The organism is Streptococcus oralis (genome assembly GCF_016127915.1).
Lineage (GTDB): Bacteria > Bacillota > Bacilli > Lactobacillales > Streptococcaceae > Streptococcus > Streptococcus oralis_BO.
Window position 1 is genome coordinate 990,617 of sequence record NZ_CP066059.1, and the last position, 16,718, is coordinate 1,007,334.

A 16,718-nucleotide genomic window follows, 5' to 3' on the forward strand; every position below is an offset into this window, starting at 1 on the left:
GACTGTTATGAGAGACGACATCAAAATCAATGACCGGGCTTTGGCCTTGCAAGACCAAATTATTGAAAAACTAGAGAAGGTTTTTGATACAGATGTGGAATTGGATGTTTACAATCTGGGCTTGATTTATGAAATCAATCTGGACGAAACAGGTCTCTGCAAGATTGTCATGACCTTTACTGACACTGCCTGCGATTGCGCTGAAAGCCTGCCTATCGAAATCGTCGCAGGTCTGAAACAAATCGAGGGTATCGAAGATGTCAAGGTTGAAGTCACCTGGTCACCTGCCTGGAAGATTACACGAATCAGTCGCTACGGCCGTATTGCCCTGGGACTACCACCTCGTTAAAACATAAAAGGCTCTCTGTTTACTTTCAGAGAGCTGTTTTATTATTAAATTCCTTTAACTGCAAAATAGTGCCCACTCGGGTTTGCAAAGTTAAAATTCAAAAACGGTTCTTCATTCACTGGACTAGTTGTATCGGTTATCCTAGACACCAGTTTATGTAAGGCGTAGATATCTTTAGCTTCAAAAAGAATACTTGGCTTCATATCAACTACTTCTGGCGATACCTGACGAATAAAGTCCTTGGCATAGACAGTAAAAGTCAAAGTACTATCTACATGCGGTTTCATCTCAAAAGTTTTAAATCCCATTATTTCCGATTGGTTAAAACTTCAAATCCAATGGCAGACCAAAAATCTTTCTCTGCTACGACGTCATCTACATAAAGCATGATCCCTGTATTTTTTGAAAACATTGTCTCTCCTTTATCAATTCAACTCGAATTAACATTTTAGCACAATCATTAAAAAGGAACAATTGATTTGATTAAAACAAAACAGTGCAACCTTATCTAGACTGCACTGTTTTTTAGTCTTAGTTATTTTTTACCTGACTTATCCATATTCCAGAAGTCTGTCACGGCTCCGCGTGAAGCAGATGATACGATATGGGCATATTTACCAAGAACACCACGGCTGTAAAGTGGTGGCAAGGTTGTTTCTGCTTTACGTTTTTCAAGTTCTTCTTCCGATACGGCCATGGAAATTTCTTTGGTATCTTGGTCAACCGTAACGATATCACCTGTACGAAGGTAGGCAATTGGTCCACCATCCTGAGCTTCAGGGGCGATATGTCCAACAACCAGACCATAAGTACCACCAGAGAAACGTCCGTCTGTCAAGAGGGCAACCTTGTCTCCTTGACCTTTACCAACGATCATGGATGAAAGTGACAGCATCTCAGGCATACCAGGACCACCCTTAGGTCCAACGAAACGGACAACGACAACATCGCCATCAACGATTTCATCTGTCAGAACAGCCTGAATGGCATCTTCTTCTGAGTCAAAGACTTTAGCAGGTCCAACGTGACGACGCACTTTAACACCTGATACCTTAGCAACCGCGCCATTAGGGGCAAGGTTCCCGTTCAAGATGATAAGCGGACCATCTGCACGTTTTGGATTTTCAAGTGGCATAATGACTTTTTGACCTGGTGTGAGGTCTGCAAAGTCAGCCAAGTTTTCAGCAACCGTCTTACCAGTACATGTGATGCGGTCTCCATGAAGGAAGCCATTTGCCAAGAGATATTTCATAACCGCAGGTACACCACCGACTTCGTAGAGATCTTGGAAGACATACTGACCAGATGGTTTCAAATCGGCCAAGTGAGGAACACGCTCTTGGATCGTATTGAAGTCCTCAAGTGACAAGTCAACATTAGCCGCATGGGCAATGGCAAGCAAGTGAAGAGTGGCATTTGTAGAACCACCGAGAGCCATCGTTACAGTGATGGCATCTTCAAAGGCTTCACGAGTCAAGATATCTGATGGTTTGAGACCAAGCTCCAGCATCTTGACAACAGCACGTCCTGCTGCTTCGATATCTTCTTTCTTGTCAGCTGATTCAGCTGGGTGAGATGAAGATCCTGGCAAACTCATACCTAGAACTTCGATAGCAGTCGCCATGGTATTAGCTGTATACATACCACCACAGCCACCAGGGCCAGGGCAGGCATTACATTCAAGACGCTTCACGTCCTCAGCTGTCATGTCACCGTGGTTCCACTTACCGATACCTTCAAAGACAGAAACCAAGTCAATGTCTTTGCCATCAAGATTTCCCGGTGCAATGGTCCCACCATAGGCGAAAATAGCTGGGATATCCATATTGGCAATGGCAATCATGGAACCAGGCATGTTCTTGTCACAGCCACCGATAGCCACAAAGGCATCCACATTATGCCCCCCCATAGCCGCCTCGATTGAGTCCGCAATGATATCGCGAGATGTTAGAGAGAAACGCATCCCAGGCGTTCCCATGGCAATCCCGTCCGCTACGGTAATGGTTCCAAACTGAACAGGCCAAGCACCTGCCGATTTGATACCCTCTTTAGCCAATTTTCCGAAATCATGCAAGTGGATGTTACATGGTGTATTTTCCGCCCAAGTCGAAATCACTCCCACAATCGGTGTTTCAAAATCCTTATCTGTCATACCAGTCGCACGAAGCATAGCGCGGTTTGGTGATTTAACCATGCTGTCATAAATGCTACTGCGGTGACGTTTATCTAATTCAGTCATCTTATCCCTCCCGCTTCAGTTTTTACTATTATAGCACATTTTAAAGGCAATGAACAGAAGAAAATTCTTGAATTTTCAGAAAATTCTATACAGTGATATTTTCTTTAAAAATGTTACATTTATTTCTTGACTTTACAAATTAAAGTGATATCATTTAGATATCACATAACAGGAGGTCATTCTTATGACTGAAAAACTAATCAATTCAAAACCAAATGGTGTAGCGGCCTTGATACTTATCGAGTTGACACTCGTACTTGGCATTTTTATATTTGTAATCGGTGCTGGTTCGGAAAACGTTTTTGGAATTATTATCGGACTTTTATTAAGCTTAATTGCAGGTCTAGCTCATGCTGGTTTAAAAGTTGTCAAACCTCAGGAAGCTCTGGTTTTGACCCTCTTTGGTAATTATACAGGTACCATCAAAGAACCTGGTTTTTACTTTGTCAATCCTTTTAGCATAGCAGTCAACCCTGCAAACCACACTCGACTTGGTCAAAGTGGTGATGTTAGCACAAAATCTCCTTTTTCAGGAATGAAATCATCAAATGGCAATGATGTAAGCCTTGAAATTGGCAAGAAACAGATTTCTCTCAAGGTTATGACCTTGAGCAATTCTCGCCAAAAAATCAATGATTGTCTAGGAAATCCCGTAGAAATCGGTATCGCGGTAACTTGGAGAGTTGTCGATACCGCTAAGGCAGTCTTCAACGTTGATAACTATAAAGAATATCTCTCATTGCAGTGTGATAGCGCCCTCCGTAATATTGTCCGCATCTATCCTTACGATGTGTCTCCTAATGTAGATACTACAGGGGATGGACAAGCAGATGAAGGTAGTCTCCGCGGTTCTAGTGAGATTGTAGCTAAACGTATTCGTGAAGAAATCCAAAGTCGTGTTGAGGATGCTGGCTTGGAAATCCTTGAAGCCCGAATCACTTACCTAGCTTATGCGCCAGAAATTGCTGCTGTCATGCTTCAACGTCAACAAGCATCTGCTATTATCGATGCACGTAAGATGATTGTAGACGGCGCTGTAGGAATGGTTGAAATGGCCCTAGAACGTCTCAATGAAGGGGAATTGGTAGAGCTTGACGAAGAACGAAAAGCTGCCATGGTTTCAAATCTCTTAGTCGTTCTCTGTGGCAATCATGATGCACAACCAATTGTCAACGCAGGAAGTCTTTACTAAAGATGGCTGAAGCTAAAAAAAAGCAGATCCCCCTTCGACTCTCAACAAAGTTATACGCTGCACTCGCATCATGGGCAGAAGACGACTTTCGTTCAGTCAATGGGCAAATCGAATATCTCCTCACAGAATGTGTCAAACAACGGAAGAAAGACGGAAAATACGTATCAGAAACCATTGACGAACCATTTGAGATTGATATTTAACACCTTCTCCTGTCTGCTGGGTCAGACGGGAGAATTTTTTCATCTTTTTTTGTCAAGTAACTTTACTTTACAAAAAAGTTTTGATATACTATTAAAGTTGATGAAAATCAAACCTAACTGAATTATATCTTAAAAGGAGAAATCAAAATGGCAGTACCTGCACGTCGCACTTCAAAAGCGAAGAAAAACAAACGTCGTACACACTACAAAGTAACAGCTCCATCTGTAAACTTTGACGAAACTACTGGAGATTACTCACGTTCTCACCGCGTATCACTTAAAGGATACTACAAAGGACGTAAAATCGCTAAAGCTGCATCAGCTGAATAATAGAAGGGAGATACCATGCGCGTAAATATCACACTTGAACACAAAGAATCTGGTGAACGCTTGTACCTTACTTCTAAAAACAAACGTAACACTCCAGACCGTCTTCAATTGAAGAAATACTCACCAAAACTTCGCAAACACGTTGTGTTTACAGAGGTTAAATAGTGGGTCATTACGTTTCAGTAGAAACGCAAAAACCTTGATTTAACGCGATTCTTGAATTTTCAAAATTCAATGTATTGCAATAAAAATCAACCGAATGACTACATTTTTGACTACATTTTTTGTGAAATAAATTAGATGTTCGGATATATAGAAAACGCTCTAGTCATATTGTCTAGAGCGTTTTTGTATTTTATAATCTATTCAATCTTTGCTTTCCAATCATCAATGTTCAACGAACCATCATATAAATCATAAGCAATTGAGATTAATGTGATTTTTGAAGCAATATTCTCTATCTTCATAATTCATTTTATCTTATTATTAAATCTTCTATTTTTATCAAAATTGATATTTCAATTTCAACATAGTTCATATCGATTTTTAAATCTCTTTTTGTTTATTATCAAAAACTTTTTTTGAATCAATGATTTTTTGGTAAAAATCATATTCAATCTCTGTAAAGTGACAGAATACTTCAGCACATTCAATTAAAATAGGATTTAGTTTTTCTCTTGGGGGAAATCCAACTGAAAATTTAATTTTGTCTCTTTTTTCAAAACGTTCGGCCCAAAAGGCTTCATGAAATGCGACTTCAGACAAATGAACATAGCCAGATGATTTATTGTATATTTCTTCAATCTCAGGATAATACTCCGATATCCTTTTCTTAAGATTGAAATCAGTCATCTTTCTGTTTTGATTATCTCTCATATTTCTAATAGCTTTACCACTTAAACTCTCTTTAATAAAGGTTCTTCTATCTTCTGATATAAAAGCAGCGAAGACTCTCATAAGGTTATCAAGTTGTGTTCGTACTAAAATTCCTACACAAGCCAGATTTCTCATTCTTAGTAAATCTATTATTCCATCAATATGTTGAACCCGTCTGTTAAGTGCAGAAATAAAAAACAAATCATCTTCAGTTAGATTTTCACCAATAATACCTTCAGCTATTGTCTTTGATTCTTCACGATATTCTCTTAATTTATTAAAATATGTCTCTATTTCATTGAAATATTCATCATTTGTCATTACATTTCCTCCTGATCTATCTTTCTAATATTGACTCAATCATTGGTTCAATCCCATTTTCAATCAAGTTATCTATCTTACGCTGAGCAGAAAAGCGCCCAACTTCATAAGCTACATAGTGTAAAATCTGAGCAGCCACTTCTTTAACATTGAATGAAAATTGTTCCTTTAGAACTCTATAAGAAAGGGTAGCAAAAGAGTCTGCATCTTCAAATCGTTTCAAATATTGCTCATAGTTAGAATGAATCGTCTGAATGATATAAATCGCATGGGTATCATCTAACTTCATAAAGATCATTAAGCTTTCAATAAAAACATTACTTTTTTTTATACATGCTTGACATAACTCTCTTGCTGGCATTTCATAGATATAGTTTTCTATGTCGTCATCAAAAACACCGTTGCTAATTTTTTCCCATATTGTCTTCTTAAAAGCATCGTCGCTTCTAATTCTCAACCATGCATTTAATGCACTCAACATTTCAGTAGCATCTTGATACCTATAATCAGGTTCTAAATTCGTAGCTTTTTCACTAACAGAACGAAGTGAATGAGAAGAAATATTAGGATACTTAGTCATAACAAAATTAATAATACGTCCCAGCGAATACACATCGCTTCGTTTATCGGCATCTTTTAAAAGCATTAATTGCTCTGGTGCGCAATAAAAGAGTTGACCAAAGGAAGTTGTGTCCATTGTTTGATGAGATGTCAGAGTGTTTAGGTTTTTTCCTAAACCAAAATCAGCAATCTTAATTATCCCATTCACTAAAAAAACATTGGTCGGACTTAAGTCTCTATGTAGAACATCTCTTTGGTGGACAAGAGACATAGTATAAAGTATTTGACGCAATATATTGAGTTTAGAATCCTCTGTCAGCTCACTTGCTTCAATATAATTTCCCAATGTATCATCGGCTTTTTCCATTGTGTATGAACAATTACTACTATCGAAATCAAATACTCGAATAATACTCTCAATATCCGAACAAGACTTAGTTATTTCATACTCTCTTTTTAACCTACTTCTCAACGATTGTCGTCTCACAGATTCCTCATTTAGTTTTTTTACAACTAATCCTGTAGATTTTTGGAAATAAATATCAGCAAAGCCACCCTTTCCAATCTCAACTAAATCTAAATCAATTTCTACTAAATAAAATTCATTTCCTTTTCTTGAGAGTTTTAAAGAATAAACAGAACAAATTTTATCTAATTCATTTATTATTTTCTGCTGATGCTCTATAGCGTCCACTTCACTTATCTGACGCTCTGTTAAAAGATATTGTTTGCTGAGTATAAGGCTGAAAAATGAATTGATAATGCCTCTAGATGAAAAGTCCAACAGCTTGTCATTCACATATATCCATCTTGTAGGAAAACCCTGACCATAACTATCTTGAGTATGGAAATGGGTATTAAAAAAAGAAACTAGCTGAGGTCCTGATTTATAAGTAAACAGCTCTGTCTCATCTCCACAGAATATCTTTGCTAGTCTTTTGTAAAAATCTGGATTGATCAATAACTCGTCCTCCTTATAGATGGTAATTCTTTAATTTAATAAATGTAGGCAGTAACATACAATCTACTTTCTCAATTAAACAGAGGATGTCGTCAAGAATAGAAAAAATATAAAATCTATCTTGAAATATAGTTACAAAATAGGTATCAAATCCCTTCGCTTTTAAACTTCTGTATTCAAATAGTGAGTGGAAATCATAATTTAACGCGCTTACAATAATATCATCCGAATTATCTGTCTCGAGTATATCAATCAGCTCAAACGAATATGGAAAAAATAATAAAAGGTTTTTCTGTTTTTCAAGCATTTTCAACACTTTTATGATATCTCTTTCAATACCATACTTTCTAATATTTAAAAAGTTTTCCCCTAATCGAGTGAGCTCTGATATATCTCTTGTTCGGAATGCAACATGAATCTGAGTAGCTTTTACTTCACCGAATTTCTTTTTACTTTCATGAATACCAATTATACCATCGCCATAATTGCTAATGCCCGGAGAAAACAAATGACTAGCTTGTAATCTAGTGCTAGATGATAATAATTTAAAGTCTATTTCATAATTTTTCGATATTGCATCACATTGACCATTATTTTCATTTAACGGTTTATAGAAAGGAGATTGCCCTTTATCTTTGAAATGAGATGACTTATTAAGTAGCTCTAGTAAATAGTTCTCATAATTACAGTCGGGCTCTCCATCAACAAAATTTTTAATAATAGTAGCTGGTGGTAACAATTTGAATTGTATACGTGGGTCAATATTAGGGTTTAAATTTTCTTCCATAAAAATTCCTCCAGTTTATTATAACATTAACATCTTAAAATTTTTACACTTAATACACTTACAACAAATAATTTCTTTGTTCACTAGCTTATGCTACCACCTACCCTTTAGTAACAACTATGGATACCTTATGTATTAGAGTATTTTGTACTATTATGGTATAATAAAATACAAACATCTTTACCTTTCATTTATATAATTAAAAAGGAATAATTATGCCTGAAACAAATAAATATCAGTACTGTATAAGCAACAATGAAATACTTGAACTTCACGTACTAGAAGAGGAATTCTATAGAAACAAACAAGCAACAAGAGACAGATACAGAGGTCAACTACTATGTCCTGGGTGTAAACAAGTACGATTATCTATAAAAGAGAATAGTAATGGAATTTACCTTGCTGCTTACCCCAACTCTGTTCATACAGAAAATTGTGAGTACTTACTTAAACCTGCTGCTAGAAGAGAATTAAGAGTATTCTATGATCAAATTGCTCCTGACAGAGCTGAACAAATGTTAGAACGTATTTTAGATGATAGAATAATTGTGGTAAATCTACCTCAAAATCAAAATCCTAATGATGATGTTGATGTTGATGAAGGTGATGATGAAAATTACGAATTGACAAATGAAAATGGTATTAGAAAATACTTGCCTCGAAGATCATTACAGTTAAGAAAAATGGAAGAATCTGACCATCTTGTAATGTATTATGGAGAATGCAGATTGTTTCTAGTGCAAGATAAGTGGAACAACTTCTACCTAAGAATTTTTCGAAATGATGAAACTAGGTATTATCTATGTAGTTTAAAAATTCCAAAAATTGTTTTCAATCATTTATCGGATGAATTAAACTTTATTCCTTGCGAGCAAGATTTCGATGTAAATAATTCTAAGGAAAAATCTGTTCCTGCTAGAATAGCTTTTATCTCTGAAATCGAAAAAAAATTATCGTATTTTAATGGGAAAATAATTCATTCTAAGCTATTAAAAGTAATCCAACTATAAATTAAACTCCTTCATAAAATCCTGTAGCAACTATTCTTATAGTTGCTATTTTACTGATTATAAATAACAATAATATGAATTATCTAAGTATGGTATAATAGTAACAAAAACAGTATTGTAAGCTTTTGGTTGGCTACTATTTAAATAATAGTTTATCTTTCAAAACGGAGAAATAAAATGACTTTTGATAACCTAGTACATCAGATTAATGAACTTGCTGAAACGCAACGTGATAGAGGAACATACTTTGAGTATTTAGCACGTGCCTATTTTCAAAATGAACCAACATACCAGAATGAGTTTAAGAATGTATGGATGCTAGCAGATGTTCCAGAGGAATTTGGGGTACCCAAAGTTGATCTAGGAGTGGATTTAGTTGCTGAAAAGTATACTGGTGAATTGGTAGCGATTCAGGCAAAGTTCTATAATCATACAATACAAAAGTCTAATATTGATTCTTTTTTAGGGGAACTTGGGAAAGACTATTATGAATCAGGTATTATCGTTGCTTCTACTGATAAATGGGGCAAAAATGCTGAGAAAGCTCTAGCAGACCGAAGTGATGTTATTCGTATTGGGCTTTCGGATCTTAGAAATTCTCAAATTGATTGGTCAAAATTCTCTTTTGAATCACCAGAAATAGTCACTGTTAAAGCTAAAAAGAAACTAAGATATTATCAAGAAAGTGCGATCCAGTCTGCATTGAATCATTTTAAGGAAAATGATCGTGGACAACTTATAATGGCTCCAGGAACAGGTAAGACTTTTACAAGTTTAAAAATTGCTGAAGCAATGGCGAAGGAAGCTAAAAAAGAACAGTATACTATTCTTTATTTAGTACCAAGTATTCAACTTCTTACCCAAACATTGAGAGGTGGAATAATGATACAGAGATGACTATGTCTTCAATGGCAGTTACTAGTGATAGAAATGCTAGTCGTGGAAGTGTCAAGCAGGATGAATCAAATATAACAATTAAAGCTAGTGATATAGGTTATCCGGCAACAACTTCATCAAAAAAAGTTGTTGAAAATTATTTAGAATTAATGGATAGACCTAAAAAAGAGCTGTTAGTTGTATTCGGAACATATCAGTCAATTGATGTTCTTGGAAAGGCTCAAAAGGAAGGATTCCCAGAATTTGATTTAATTATTGCAGATGAAGCTCACCGAACTACAGGAGCAAAAGCTTTGGGAGATGAAGCATCAGCATTTACAAAAGTACACAGTAATTTAAATGTCAAAGGGATTAAGCGCCTTTACCAAACAGCAACACCAAAATTATATGGTACTGATGCTAAGAAAAAAGCTGAAGAAAATTCAATCGTTATTTCTAGTATGGATGATGAAAGCCTATATGGTAGTGTATTCTATCGTTTAGGTTTTGGGGATGCCATTAGTCATGATATTCTTACTGACTATAAGCTGATGGTGCTAGCGGTAGATGAAACAGTTGTTCAGAAAGATATGCAAAAATCTCTTGCTGATTCAGAGAATGGGCTGAATATTGATGATGTAGGACGTATCATTGGTGTTTGGAATGGAATGATTAAGCGTGAAAGTTTTGCAGATAAAGTTTCTGGAGAACCGATGAAAAGAGCTATAGCCTTCTCACGAACCATTGAAGATAGTAAGCGTCTATCACAACAGTTTGAGAATGTTGTAAATGACTATCTAAATAGTGATGAAGGGTACTCTGTTAATGTTCGTCATGTTGATGGTAGCATGAATGCCCTTGAGAAAAATGAGGCATTAGATTGGTTAGCAAGCGATGATATACCTGAAGATTCAGCACGTATTTTATCAAATGTTCGCTTCCTAACTGAAGGAATTGATGTTCCTAACCTAGACGCGATTATCTTCCTTTCACCTCGCAAATCACAGGTAGATATCGTTCAAGCGGTAGGACGAATCATTCGTAAATTTGAAAGTAAAGAATATGGGTACATAATTCTACCAATTGTAGTTCCTGCTGGTGAAACACCTGAAACAATTCTTGATAACAATAAAACTTACGATGTTATTTGGCAGGTATTAAACGCTTTACGATCAGTAGATGAACGTTTTGAGGCTACAGTTAATAAATTGGAATTAAATAAACAAAAACCCAAAAATATCCAAGTTATTGGGGTTGGTGGTGCACCAGACGATCCTAATTTCAATGATAGTTATGTGAAAGAGCCAATAGTTGCTTACCAAACAGAACTTGAACTTGAATGGGAAGCTGTCGAGGGAGCAATTTATGGCAAGATTGTTCAAAAAGTGGGGGACAGACGCTACTTAGAAGACTGGTCAAAAGATGTAGCTGACATTGCTAGACGTCACATTCAAGGAATTGAGTTCATCTTAGAACAAAATCCAGATAGTCAATCTGCTTTTGATAAATTTTTGCATAGTTTGCAGCACAATATCAATGAATCCATTGATCAAAATCAAGCCATCGAGATGTTGGCACAACACTTGATTACTTTGCCAATTTTTGATGCACTTTTTGGTGAGTACAGCTTTGTTAAGAATAATCCAGTAAGTTCAGCGATGGAACTAATTGTAGAAGAACTATCACAATTTGGTTTTGAAAAAGAGCAGAAAGAATTGCAACCATTTTATGATTCAGTTCGACTACGAGCAGAAGGAATTGACAACGCTCAAGCCAAGCAGAAAATCATTATTACTCTATACGATAAATTCTTTTCTACCGGTTTCAAACCAACCACAGAAAGATTAGGTATTGTCTTCACTCCCGTAGAAGTTGTAGATTTTATTGTCAAATCAGTCGATGTAGTCTTGAGGAAGCACTTTGGTAAGACTTTAGCGAGTGAAAATGTTCATATTTTAGATCCATTTACTGGAACCGGAACATTTATCACTAGAACGTTGCATTATTTGAAATCACTGATGGATAGTGGTGAAATTACTTTCAATGATATTTTAAGAAAATATACTCAAGAACTGCATGCAAATGAGATAGTTCTCTTAAGTTATTACATTGCTGCTATTAATATTGAAGCTGTATTTGATGAATTTAATGGTGATGAACCGTATAAACCATTTGAAGGAATTGTATTAACAGATACCTTTGAATCAACAGAAACAGAAGATACGCTTGATGACTCTTTCTTTGGTACAAATGACAAACGTCTAAAACGCCAGCAAGAAAAACCAATTACTGCCATCATTGGTAATCCACCATATTCGATTGGACAAAACAGTCAAAATGACAATAACCAAAATATCTCGTATCCAAAATTAGATAAACGCTTAGCAGATACTTATGTAGCTAAATCTAATGCAGTGCTCACAAAAGGACTATATGATTCTTATGTAAAAGCATTTCGTTGGGCTTCAGATCGCCTTAAAAATCAAGGAGTGATTGGGTTTGTGACGAATGGCAACTATCTTAATACCAATTCAGCGGATGGCTTGCGAGCGGGACTTTATGAAGAATATAATCATCTTTATATCTTTAATCTCCGTGGTGACCAGAGAACACTAGGAGAACAATCCCGAAGAGAAGGCGGGAAAATCTTTGGTTCGGGTAGTCGTACTCCTGTTGCAATTTCAATTCTAGTAAAAGATGGCTCAGATAGTCATAAACTTCACTATCATGATATTGGTGATTATTTATCACAAAAGGAAAAACTAGCAATTATTTCTGGATTTGGCGATGTTTCGCAACTAGATTGGCAAGAGATTATTCCTGATGAAAACAACGATTGGCTCAATCAAAGAGATCCGAATTATCAGAAATATGCTAGTTTAGCAGGAGAGTCTACTTCTGTGTTCAATAATAATTCAATGGGGATATTGACTAGTAGGGATGCTTGGGTCTATGGCTATTCAAAAGAGAAAGTAGCTCAAAATACAGAAAGACTTGTTCAAAATTATAATAATGAGTTGAAACGTTTGAAAAGTATTCCAGTTAATGAACGAAAGGATTTGCTGAATAGAAAATCTGATTATATCAACTGGTCACGTAAACTTGAAAGGTTTGCTGTAAATGATATTGAACTAGAATACCATCAAAGTCATTTAAAACTTAGCCTTTATAGGCCGTTTACTAAGAAATGGGTCTATCATGATAAGGCGCTTAATGAAGAAGCCCGTCTTTACTACAATAAATTCGGTCAGGATAATCTCGTCATCAATACAACAGGTCGGGGAGCTACACGAGATTTCTCACCGTTGGTAGTTGATTGCATCCCGAGTAATGATTTTATGGAAAAGGGTCAAGGTTTTATGCGTTATGACAACGAAGTTGATGAAACTTCATTGTTCCAAAATAATGATAACTTGAATCAAGAATTTGCTGATAAGCTGGGATTAAATTTAGATGATACCTTTGCTTATGTCTATGGGTTGCTAAACTCTAAAGAATACCAAGAGAAGTATGCTAACGATTTGAAGAAAGACCTCGCAAGAATTCCTATTGCACAAAATAAAGAGAGATATGTTGAAGTTGGTAGGGCTTTGATGGATCTACACCTCAACTATGAAGAAGTCCCTGTTTATGATGGAGTAGAGATTACACCGTTCGTTAATCCAAGTTACAAAGTAACTAAGATGAGATTTGCTAAAAAGCGTGATGAAAAAGGAAAATCGGTGAATGACTTATCCACAATTATATTTAACAGCGACATCACCATTAGTAATATTCCTGAAAAAGCGTATGAATATATTGTGAATGGACGCTCTGCTATTGAATGGATTATCGATCAGTATCAAGTTAAAACTGATAAAAAATCAGGAATTACAGATGACCCAAACGACTATAGTGAGGATGAAAAATATATCTTCAATTTACTATTAAGAATCATCAATGTATCTGTCCAAACAGTTGATTTAATTAATAGTTTGCCTAAATTTGAGGTGGAGGAGTAAAATATTATGGATATCACGAAACTAATGTCGGTTTTCAATTTTTCGCTTTTACTCGTTTTTCTGGTTTTCTACGAAAGGCATAAAAATAACGAAAGATTAAAAAATCCATTTTATAAAATGATAGAAAGAATTTTAAGTAAATATTATTCAGGATATTTTTTAAGGTTTAATGACTTAAAATACTATCCTAAATTAAAACTAATCTATAGTGATTTGATATGCCAATTATATAACGAGGGTATTTATCAAGAGACTTTAGAATCGTATGTTAAATCGAAGGAAAAAAGTACATTTACTCTGATGTCATTTTTAACTTTATTGGGAGCCTATTTAGGAGGGCTTCAATTAGAAAATCTAATTTCCATTATTAATATTCTTAAAGAAAAAATTTATGAAATAATTCCCTCTTTTAGTAACGATATTTTAATTTCGTTATTAATTGTGCTTCTATTAATGTTTGGTCTTTTTGCTATTTTTACTCTTATATTATATGGTTCCAATAGTATTGTAGAAAAATATAGCCTCAAGAAACAGGGGAAGCGTATTATAAAGGATGTATTAGAATTTTCTAAAAATAATAAGGGTATAACAAAAAATTTAAATTCAGATAATATAATCTTTACGGATCAAAATATTTATTTTTTGGATATTAGAATAATTCGAACAAAGAAAAAATATATAATTTATTTTCCTAAAGAAGTTATATCATCACTAGGTAAGAGCGAATGGGTTATAGAACATTCAGATGATGTTATTGGAATTCCTCATATAATTTTAAATAATAATGAATATGTTTTTGTGTTTAAAAAAAGCGCAGATAAATTGTCCATAAATCTGAATAAGATTAACCCTGTGGCTGCTTATCCTACATCTGAAATGGATCTACAAAAGTTAAGGATAATATTTCAAATCCTATTTCTAGGTGCTGATATGGAATATAGTAGACAAAATTTTGTATTACGATGGCTTAATAGCATTGTATCAATATCAAAGACTAATGGCAGAGGGGCAAAGGCAAGAACAATTTTTGCGAGTATAATTTTATTTGTGCTTTTTATGGGTGTCTTTGGACTGATTATTTTCATTTTACCGTTCTTCGGAACTTGGTATTTCTACATTTTACTTTTGTTTTTTATTCTTTTTTATCTGGCACTTATTTTTGTAAAAAAAATGTTTAGTTAAAGTGTATAAATACTAATCGATAATAGGGATGAAAAGATTAGACTAACATAATGTATTATTCCTTGATGGACAAAAATGAATAATTTCTCCGTTCCGGTGTAGTATTGTATTTTATATACAAAATTGAATTATAAAAACTGTATGATTAAATCTGCAGTTTTTTAGTTATGTAAATTTATTTGACGTTTAGAATACATCGTTCCGCTCAAATCCTGGAGTGTATAAGAAATAATTAAGCATGTATTGCTACTATATCCGACGTTTTAGATGGTCTATCACTTTGCCATTGTATTTGCCAAATTATTTTTTTCTTTAAAATTTTTCATAATTTAATTATATCTCAAATAATTTAAGTGGTTTTGAAAACTCCTTATCTTAACCTACCTAAACCATCTATGTTCGATTTTGTCTATCATAGTTTTACTTTTCATATTCTGTGGTTTAAAATAGAATAAAAGGCAAGCTTTTAAAATTATTTTATGAAAGGATATGACAATATGGATCTACCAGTTGAGCAGATTTTAGCAAGGAGGATATCACAGAATTTTTCTAATTGTTTAAAAAAATCAAGATATAAAAGAAGCACCTTTCCTGGGAATAACTCAGATTTAAAGAGAATTGAAGAAGACGATAGAATTATTGAATATAAATATAAAAATGGGAAAATGACAACGTCAAGTATTATAACTGAAGGGTTTATTCAATCTTGTATAGAAATTTTTAAATGTGATAAAATTGATTTTATATTTGGTGGAGAAGAGGAATTAGAAAGTTTATTATATCTAATATTTTATAGCGCTTCTAGACTTGCTTTTATACATGATCTAGATGCAGGGAGAAAAGGTCCGAAACCTAGAATTAGAGCGAAAAATAAACGGGATATAATGTTGCAAAAAAGTTTATGCAACCTTTTCTCATTTTCTGCAGAGTATTGTACAAAGAGGCAAAATCTTGCAGATTTAAAGATCTCAGAAATGCATTTTTACGAATATGTTGACCGAGAAATAAGATTCTTTGGTCAAAATTTTGTACCAATTAATGCCATTCTAAATAATGATAATTTTGAAGATTTATTCTATATATCTATTCCTTTCAATGAAATTTTCAGATTCTTTTGGGCATTCATAAAAGACAAATTTACACTATCGTTTAAGCATAAAATCATTAAATATTTAGTAACAGTTCCTCCCGGTTCTAAAGAAAAGCCTATAAAATTTCATGAGGTAAGCCAGAGAATTAATGATTGGTTATATGAAGATGTAGCAAATATTATAATTCCTGATGTGATTAGTAGACTTGAAAATAATCAGATATTTTCATTAGGACTCATAGTGAAAAATTTACTTGATGCTAGAAGTAGATTATTTAAAGATTATTCAAATGCTCAACAGGACTCAATAATAAACGCAGAAATAGTGAAAACATCATTTATTAATGTAGAGGAGTTTGAAGAACAATTTATTTCAGAAGAAGAAATACGTTGCGGAGATTTATATAGTAAAATAAATGAAGTAAATAAAAGTGGGCATGATTTGAGAATTGACTATCGGATAGAGAATAACAAAAGAGCGATTAATTTCTTTGCGAAAAATATTTTGCAAGATATTGAAGCACTTTGTGAATCTCTGACTAGTATTCAAAAAACTTTTTTAAATACAGTCTCTATTGAAATGGAAGAAACAATTTTAAATATATAGTGAGAGGCTCTAATTAGTCTTTTAAAAGGAGAGGATGTGTTTCCTCTCCTTTTCGTATGTAATTATAATTTTTATTTTTGAAATTTCGTTAGGAAGTTCGTTAGAACGAACGATTTTTTTTAACGAATATCAT

General features: G+C 34.3%; 12 protein-coding genes and 2 pseudogenes. 9 read left to right on the top strand and 5 right to left on the bottom strand.

Annotated features, from left to right (window positions below; all coding sequences use genetic code 11):
• Positions 1–7: 7 nt before the first annotated feature.
• On the top strand, positions 8–349 hold the full coding sequence (locus I6H78_RS04795) for a metal-sulfur cluster assembly factor (RefSeq protein ID WP_001204052.1): 342 nt from the start codon (positions 8–10) through the stop codon (positions 347–349).
• 44 nt (positions 350–393) lie between these two features.
• Here the strand turns inward: I6H78_RS04795 and I6H78_RS04800 are convergent.
• Positions 394–761: pseudogene (locus tag I6H78_RS04800) on the bottom strand (VOC family protein).
• Between the two features lie 123 nt (positions 762–884).
• The gene (ilvD, locus tag I6H78_RS04805; RefSeq protein WP_198458962.1) at positions 885–2,588 is read right to left on the bottom strand and encodes a dihydroxy-acid dehydratase; all 1,704 of its coding nucleotides are present in this window, start codon (positions 2,586–2,588) and stop codon (positions 885–887) included.
• Between the two features lie 184 nt (positions 2,589–2,772).
• Between ilvD and I6H78_RS04810 the strand changes: the two genes are divergently transcribed.
• The 4 genes from I6H78_RS04810 to rpmG all read left to right on the top strand — a co-directional run bounded on the left by I6H78_RS04810 (position 2,773) and on the right by rpmG (position 4,478).
• On the top strand, positions 2,773–3,780 hold the full coding sequence (locus tag I6H78_RS04810) for an SPFH domain-containing protein (protein ID WP_198458963.1): 1,008 nt from the start codon (positions 2,773–2,775) through the stop codon (positions 3,778–3,780).
• 2 nt (positions 3,781–3,782) lie between these two features.
• Entirely contained in the window at positions 3,783–3,983 is a 201-nt protein-coding gene (locus I6H78_RS04815) for a type II toxin-antitoxin system antitoxin (protein ID WP_000796544.1), read from the top strand.
• Positions 3,984–4,130: 147 nt separating this feature from the next.
• The gene (gene rpmF, locus I6H78_RS04820; protein WP_000290417.1) at positions 4,131–4,313 is read left to right on the top strand and encodes a 50S ribosomal protein L32; all 183 of its coding nucleotides are present in this window, start codon (positions 4,131–4,133) and stop codon (positions 4,311–4,313) included.
• A 15-nt stretch (positions 4,314–4,328) separates the two neighbouring features.
• The gene (gene rpmG / locus I6H78_RS04825; protein WP_001265622.1) at positions 4,329–4,478 is read left to right on the top strand and encodes a 50S ribosomal protein L33; all 150 of its coding nucleotides are present in this window, start codon (positions 4,329–4,331) and stop codon (positions 4,476–4,478) included.
• A 381-nt stretch (positions 4,479–4,859) separates the two neighbouring features.
• Here the strand turns inward: rpmG and I6H78_RS04830 are convergent, their stop codons facing one another.
• From I6H78_RS04830 to I6H78_RS04840, 3 genes are read right to left on the bottom strand one after another with little or no spacing between them, the layout of a single operon-like run.
• Complete coding sequence (locus I6H78_RS04830; protein WP_198458964.1) at positions 4,860–5,510, bottom strand: hypothetical protein; 651 nt, start codon at positions 5,508–5,510, stop codon at positions 4,860–4,862.
• A 16-nt stretch (positions 5,511–5,526) separates the two neighbouring features.
• Entirely contained in the window at positions 5,527–7,032 is a 1,506-nt protein-coding gene (locus tag I6H78_RS04835; protein WP_198458965.1) for a serine/threonine-protein kinase, read from the bottom strand.
• A 13-nt stretch (positions 7,033–7,045) separates the two neighbouring features.
• Entirely contained in the window at positions 7,046–7,819 is a 774-nt protein-coding gene (locus I6H78_RS04840; protein ID WP_198458966.1) for a hypothetical protein, read from the bottom strand.
• A gap of 215 nt (positions 7,820–8,034) precedes the next feature.
• Between I6H78_RS04840 and I6H78_RS04845 the strand changes: the two genes are divergently transcribed.
• The 4 genes and pseudogenes from I6H78_RS04845 (at position 8,035) to I6H78_RS04860 (ending at position 16,585) form a co-directional block, all read left to right on the top strand.
• On the top strand, positions 8,035–8,829 hold the full coding sequence (locus I6H78_RS04845; RefSeq protein WP_198458967.1) for a hypothetical protein: 795 nt from the start codon (positions 8,035–8,037) through the stop codon (positions 8,827–8,829).
• Positions 8,830–9,006: 177 nt separating this feature from the next.
• A pseudogene (locus I6H78_RS04850) lies at positions 9,007–13,706 on the top strand (DEAD/DEAH box helicase).
• A 6-nt stretch (positions 13,707–13,712) separates the two neighbouring features.
• On the top strand, positions 13,713–14,888 hold the full coding sequence (locus tag I6H78_RS04855; protein WP_198458968.1) for a hypothetical protein: 1,176 nt from the start codon (positions 13,713–13,715) through the stop codon (positions 14,886–14,888).
• A 497-nt stretch (positions 14,889–15,385) separates the two neighbouring features.
• Entirely contained in the window at positions 15,386–16,585 is a 1,200-nt protein-coding gene (locus I6H78_RS04860; RefSeq protein WP_198458969.1) for a hypothetical protein, read from the top strand.
• Positions 16,586–16,718 lie beyond the last annotated feature (133 nt).